Genomic DNA, 5,898 nt, shown 5'->3' with positions numbered 1-5,898 from the left:
CCTGACGCGACACCGGCTCGTGGGATGCCGCCGCAGCGGCGTCCGAGCGGGTCGACGCCGACTCGTCCGCACTGCGCGCGGCGACCGGCTCCTGGACAGGCTGCTCCTGCCGGGGCGCGGACTCCTGCCCGACCCGCTGCTCCACCGGCTCCCGGGCACCGGCCTCCTGACGCGACACCGGCTCGTGGGATGCCGCCGCAGCGGCATCCGGCCGGATCGCCGCCGACTCGTGGCTCGGTGCGGTGGTCGCCTGGCGCGGGGACTGCTCCTGCGTGGCCGTCGGTTCGTTGCCGCCCGCGTGCTGAGCCGGGGGGTCGAACGAGCGCGCGGCGCCGCCCGAACTACCGCCCTCCGCCTCGTGGGTGGCCGGTGCCGGGTGGCTGCCACCACCTGTCGACCCGACCTGCGACGGAGTCTCGCTCACCCGCGCGGAGCCGAACGGCATCAGCCCGTTCACCCGTGACCCGCTCGAACCCGGGCCCGAACCCGCAGCCGTGTCCGTCCCGGCGTGCGATCCCCCGCCCAGGCCTTCCCCTCCACCGGTCCCGGACCCGTTCCCCGCGCCGTTCCCGCCGTCGAGGGAGCGAGTGGTGGATCCGCCCCCGCCCTCGCCGGTCGGGCCGTGGTAGCTGCCGCCTCCCGACGAGGCGGCGGACCTGGAGAAGGTGGGCGGGCCGTCCTCGCCGATGCCGCGCGAGCCGGAGGCCGGCGTGTCCAGGTGCGGCAACTCGGCGGCTTTGGGGGCGTTGGCGTGGCCCTTGATCGCGGCGGCGCCGGCGTGCAGGCCCGCGCCCGCACCGCCGGAGAGGCCGGAGCCGAGCAGGGATTCGCTGTCGACCTTGCCGGTGGTGATGAGCTGGGTGGAGACGTCCGCGCCGACGCCGACGGCCGCGCCGGTGGCCATCTTGCCGGCCGTGGAGTTCAGCGCACCCTCCGCGCCGAGCTTCTTGCCCGCGCCGCCGATGCCCTTGCCGATCAGATGGGCGGACGCCCCGCCGACCGCGCCGCCGAGCGCGTTCTGGCCGACCTCCTTCATGTCGATGCTCTTGCGGTGGCCCTCGGCGAGTTCGATGCCCTGGGCGAGCAGGTTGATCGCGGCCATCTGGGCGGCCTGCTTGGCCGCCATCGTGATCATCTCTTTGAGCAGGGTCTTCAGCAGGGTGGAGACCACGGCCCGGCTGGCGCCGATCGCCACCGGCACCTGGAGCAGCGAGGCGCCCGCGGTGAACGGGGCCTCGGCCTCGGCGGTGGCGATCTCGAAGGCCAGGATGCCGAGCTGCGCGATGATCTGGATCTTCGCGGTCTCTGCGGAGTTGGCCATCTGCTCCAGCATGTCGCCCATGCCGTCGAGCGCGTTGATCGCGCCGGGCAGGTAGCCGGGGTCCTCCTGGGTGCCCTTGCCGGTGGCAAACTTGTCCCAGTACTTGCCCAACGCCTCGGCCGCCAGGCCTCGTTGTCCGTCGAGCGCGCGCTTGATCGCGGCGTCGGAGCTCTGCGCGGCGTCCTTCAGGCTCTCCGCGGCCTTGCGGCAGTGATCGGCCATGTCGCGGAGCTGGTCCTCGTCCGCCTCCGGCCACCGGCAGCCCGCGAGCAGCAGGAGCACCCACTGGAGGGGCTCGGGGAGTTCGACAGCCATCTGGTCAGTGCCTTCCGCTCTGGACGATCCGCGGGGTCACCGGGATGTGTACGGGGTTGTTCACCGGGGCGCTCGGCAGCAACGGCGCCTCGGGAATCGGGTTCGCGCCGGTGTCCATGCCGTCGAACGCGCCGGCGATCGCCTCGTCCGCGCCCTCGTAGCCCTCGGCCATCGCCTTCAGGCCGTCGGCGATGCCCTTGAGGGCGTCGGGCAGGCCCTTGACGACGTCCAGCGTGTCCTTGCTGTACTTCAGGTAGCCCTTCTCGCCCTCGGCGAACTTCTTGCCGGACTCGTCGTTGCCCCACGGGTTCTGCGCCTCCAGCGAAGGCAGGAACGCGCTCAACGAGGTGTACACCGTGCGGACCTGCTCGGACGCGGCGAGCATCGGCGACACCGCTGCCTGGTACTGCTCCGGGTGGACCTCGAACCCCTGCCCGGCGCCGCCCCCGCCGTCGCCGGACGCGGCGGTGCGCTTGACCGCGTCCGTCCTGGTGAGGGGCTGTGCCTGCTGGGCCGGCATGGTGGCCGTCATCCGGCGCAACGGCTCGAGGGGGACGCCGTCCTCGGCGGGCTGCGCCGCGACCCGGTCCTGCAGCATCCGCTCCGCGGGCACGGCCTCGGTCGGTGCCAGCAGCGGCTCGGCCTGCAGCTGGGTACTCCGTGCCTGGAGCAGCGGCTCGGCCTGCAGTTGGGTACTCCGTGCCTGGAGCAGCGGTTCGGCGGGTGTGCCCTCGGTGGCGACGGTGCCGACCCGGAACGCGGGGGTCGCCTCTTCAGCGCGGAGCAGCGGTTCGGCCGGTTGACCGACCCTCACGCCTTCGGTGGCCGAGAGGGCCAGGTGGGCGGGTTCGACCAGGGCGGTGGCCTCGGTCTCGACGCCGGCCGGCTCGTCGTTGCTCATGGTGTTCCTTCGTCAGTGCGGGGTTCGACGGGCGGGCGCGGGTCAGTCCGCGGCACGGCGGGGCGGACCTGGTGGCAGCGGCCGGCTGCGCGGCGGCCGGGGACCCAGCGGTCGCGGGTGCGTGGCCCGGGTGTCGGCGTCGCCCGCGGCCGCGCGGGAGCGCTCGACGTCGTGCGGCTCTGCGGCGATGGCCTGACGTGCCGTCGTGTCGGCATCGGTGTCCGTGGCGAGGTGCACGTTTGCGGCCGTTCGCCGTCCGCACCGTCCGCCGAGACCGCTCCGAGCAGCCGGACGTTCACCGCTTCCCCCACCGTGTCCTTGACATGTATCCAGCGGGGGAGGCTACCCGGGCAATATGACCACCACATGACCAACGGGAGGCCACTCGCCGATGAAGCTCCGTCAGCGCAGCGCCCTGACCAGGCGGGTGGCCTCGGCGACGGTGCTCCGGCGGTCAGCCTGGCCCGTACCGGATCGGTCCGCGGGCCGGCGATCCCCACGGCCCTTACGGGAGTACGTACTTCTCAGCCCGCGCCGCAGGGCGCCTCGACGCCCGGAGCGCCCGATACTCCTCCGGCACCGCGAGGAACACCCTCCGCTGTGGCCGCTCGACGTCCGTGACGACGACGGACACCTCGGCCCCGACCTGAAAGACCTCCGGCGTACCGGTTGCGGGCCTGCCGTGGACCTCTTTGAAGGGCACCAGTCCCACGACCCCGTCTCCGATGTCGACGAAGGCGCCGAAGGGGAGCACTCGGACGACCGTCCCGCGCAGTGCGTGACCCGCCGTCACGTGGTCGGCGAAGGCCTGGAAGGGGTCGGGCAGCAGCGCGCGCAAGGAGAGCCTGGCCTCCGCGTTGTACGTGTCGAACTGGAGGAACTCGCCCGGGACGCGCTGTCCGACCTCGACGACGTCGGTCGCAGCATCGATGTGCCGCCAGGACAGTTCGGGGATCGTGATGAACCCGACGCCCGGAAACATCGGATGCTCCGGTCCGTCGTCCAAGGCCACGAAGACCCCGAACCGCTCGATCGCCGCGACGGTGCCGGAGAGGATCTCACCGCGGCGCAGTGACCCCAGGAACGCCCAGAGGTCCGGGCTCTCGGACTGCCATTCCATGCCCGCCACTGTGGCAGACGCGTCGTAGGTCGACGAGGCCCTCTGGCGGCCGTGCGAGCTGTCCCGGCCGACGATTTGCCGGTCGCCCGACCGGTTCCTGGCGCTCCGACCGGGAACGTCCTCCGGGTTGGCGGTGGCGGGGCCGGAACCGGGGCGGCAGGCGTTCGGCCTGCCCGCAGCCGCGCGATGTCCGCAACCCCGGGCCCGGTGGCGCGCGCACGAGCGCGCGCAGGAGCGCGCGCACCACCGGCAGATGCGTCACCAGTGCGCGTCCTACGCGTTCGGGTCCCACTCTGCGAGCTGCTCCATCGGCTCGGTGTCACCGGTGGTCTCCACGCTGTCGAGCGGGGCGCGCGCGTAGAAGTACAGCACCAGGTCGCTCGCTGCGCCTCGCATCGCCATGTCGCCCGGCTCCGCGTCGGCGGCGAGGTCGTCGCAGCGGACGCCGTCGGCGTCGAGGGTCAGGCGCCAGGAGCGGCCCTCGGTGGCGTGCAGGTCGATGGTCGCCGGCTTGAACGGCCAGGGGACGGTCGTCGCGGAGACGGTCGTCAGGAACTCGTCGACGCCCTCGACCGCGACGTCCGTCGGCAGCGGCTGTGCGGCCCCCTGGACGAGCTGGGCGTCGTAGGTGTGGACGGCGATCTCCTGGATCTGGTGCCGGGCCACGGCTCCGCTGGTCTCCGGGGCCTGCGAGCGGCCCCACCAGGTCCAGCAGCCGCGGTCCGGGCCGGCCTCGCGCATCGCGTCGAGCATGAGCTCGGTCGACTCGGCGAGCCAGGCGTCCAGGGCTTCGCGGTCGCGGGGCGCGGTCGGGGCTCCCTTGGGGTCCGTCCTCGCCGGGGGCTCGGCGCCCGGGCCCGCCGCGACGATGGCGGCCTGGCGGCGGCGGCCGTCGCCGAGGTGCTGCGCCAGTTCGCGCAGCGTCCAGTCCGGGCAGCCCGGAACCTGGACGTCGAGGTCGGGGGCGGACGCGATCGCGGCGCGGAACGCAGCCGAGCGTTCTTCGATCAGCCGCAGGACCTCGGGGAACTCCAAAGTGTTCGACACCTCGGTTGTGTATCACGGCACTCCGGCCGCCGGGTAGCGAATTTGTCGGACGAACGCGTCGAAGGCCGGGCGGAGCGCCGCCAACGGCGACGTCGACCGCTACGGGACCCGCCATGGCCGACGGCACCGGCCTGAGTGCTGTGCGGCCCAGCGGCGCCGGCACCGGTCGAACCGGTTCCGGCCCCGCCGCCGCCAACCCGGCAGACGGTCCCGGTCAGAGCAACTCGCCGTCCAGGAGCCCCTCCAGCGCTGCGCGGTGGCGTGGGTTCACCGCGATGGTCAGCCTGTCACCTCGTTCCTCGACGATCACCGCGATGCCGCCGATCCAGCCTGCCCGGAGGCTGCGGTCCGGGTCGGGGGCGTCGCTGCCGGAGAGCCGGACCGGTGTGCCGTCGGCCACCCGGAGCGGCCCGGTGCGGCGGAGGGTGTCGCCGGGCAGCCGGGCGATGCGCAGCCCGCCCAGGTCCTGCCCGTGCAGCCACTCCACCAGGTGCTCGAAGCCCGTGGCGGCGAGCAGCCAGGCCGTCGTCGGCCCGGACTGTTCCGTGGAGCGGAGCAGCCAGCGGTCCGGATCGAGCCGGTGGGCACCCGGTGCCAGGAGCGGGAACGGTCGTTCCGCCGCTCCCCCGCCGGGCACCAGCGTCCGTTCGGTGGGTGCGGTCAGCCAGAGCGAGTACCAGGAGTCGAACGCGGCGCTCAGCACGGCCTCGGCGGAGAGCCGGAGGTAGCTGGGTGCGTACGGCACGATCTCGTTGTCGTCCCAGAGCACGCTCAGCACCGCCGGATCGGCGACGCCCTCGCGTTCGTCGGTGACCGCGAAGCCGATGCCGTCGTTGTCGGCGTACACCAGGCGGTAGCGGGACGGGAGGTCGGCCTCGGTGAGGGTGAAGTGCTCCTCCGTGCCGTACTCGGCGAGGCGTTGGCGCACCGTGGTGATCCCCGGTGCGGCGTGCGGGTTCGTGATCCGTCCGGCGGCGAACAGCGGGGCCCAGCCGACCGTCTCCCAGAAGGCGCGGACCAGCGGGGGTTCGGCGGGTTCGAAGGGAATCGGGCGGACGGTGCTGCGGTAGAGCAGCGACTGGCGTTCCAGCAGTTCGCGGATGGCCCGGGCCTCGGCGCCGACCCGGTCGAGGTCCGACCCGTCGAGCGCCCGCCCGTCGGGGTCGGGCGCGTCCCTCTGCGTGTGGACGTTCA

4 protein-coding genes and 1 pseudogene are annotated in these 5,898 nt (G+C 73.4%); all 5 read right to left on the bottom strand.

The window, feature by feature from the left end; all coding sequences use genetic code 11:
- A pseudogene (locus AA75_RS51345) lies at positions 1 to 1,636 on the bottom strand (hypothetical protein); the annotation flags it as partial.
- 4 nt (positions 1,637 to 1,640) lie between these two features.
- On the bottom strand, positions 1,641 to 2,537 hold the full coding sequence (locus AA75_RS43895) for a hypothetical protein (protein WP_033826160.1): 897 nt from the start codon (positions 2,535 to 2,537) through the stop codon (positions 1,641 to 1,643).
- A gap of 505 nt (positions 2,538 to 3,042) precedes the next feature.
- Positions 3,043 to 3,657: a S1 RNA-binding domain-containing protein gene (locus tag AA75_RS43890; protein WP_051814457.1), complete on the bottom strand. Its 615-nt coding sequence runs from the start codon at positions 3,655 to 3,657 to the stop codon at positions 3,043 to 3,045.
- A 273-nt stretch (positions 3,658 to 3,930) separates the two neighbouring features.
- Positions 3,931 to 4,704 carry a maleylpyruvate isomerase N-terminal domain-containing protein gene (locus tag AA75_RS43885; protein ID WP_033826159.1) on the bottom strand — a complete coding sequence of 258 codons (774 nt, stop codon included), beginning with the start codon at positions 4,702 to 4,704 and terminating at the stop codon, positions 3,931 to 3,933.
- Between the two features lie 214 nt (positions 4,705 to 4,918).
- Positions 4,919 to 5,898: hypothetical protein (locus tag AA75_RS43880; protein ID WP_033826158.1), on the bottom strand; the 980-nt coding region annotated here is incomplete at its 5' end.

Source organism: Kitasatospora sp. MBT63 (assembly GCF_000710465.2).
Taxonomy (GTDB): Bacteria; Actinomycetota; Actinomycetes; order Streptomycetales; family Streptomycetaceae; genus Kitasatospora.
This window is presented reverse-complemented; position numbering and strand designations above follow the sequence as displayed.

What these genes read in the sequence shown, in the direction of transcription:
- AA75_RS43890 (WP_051814457.1), bottom strand. Translation starts at nt 3,657, where the DNA reads ATGGAATGGCAGTCCGAGAGCCCGGACCTCTGGGCGTTCCTGGGGTCA.
- AA75_RS43895 (WP_033826160.1), bottom strand. Translation starts at nt 2,537, where the DNA reads ATGAGCAACGACGAGCCGGCCGGCGTCGAGACCGAGGCCACCGCCCTG.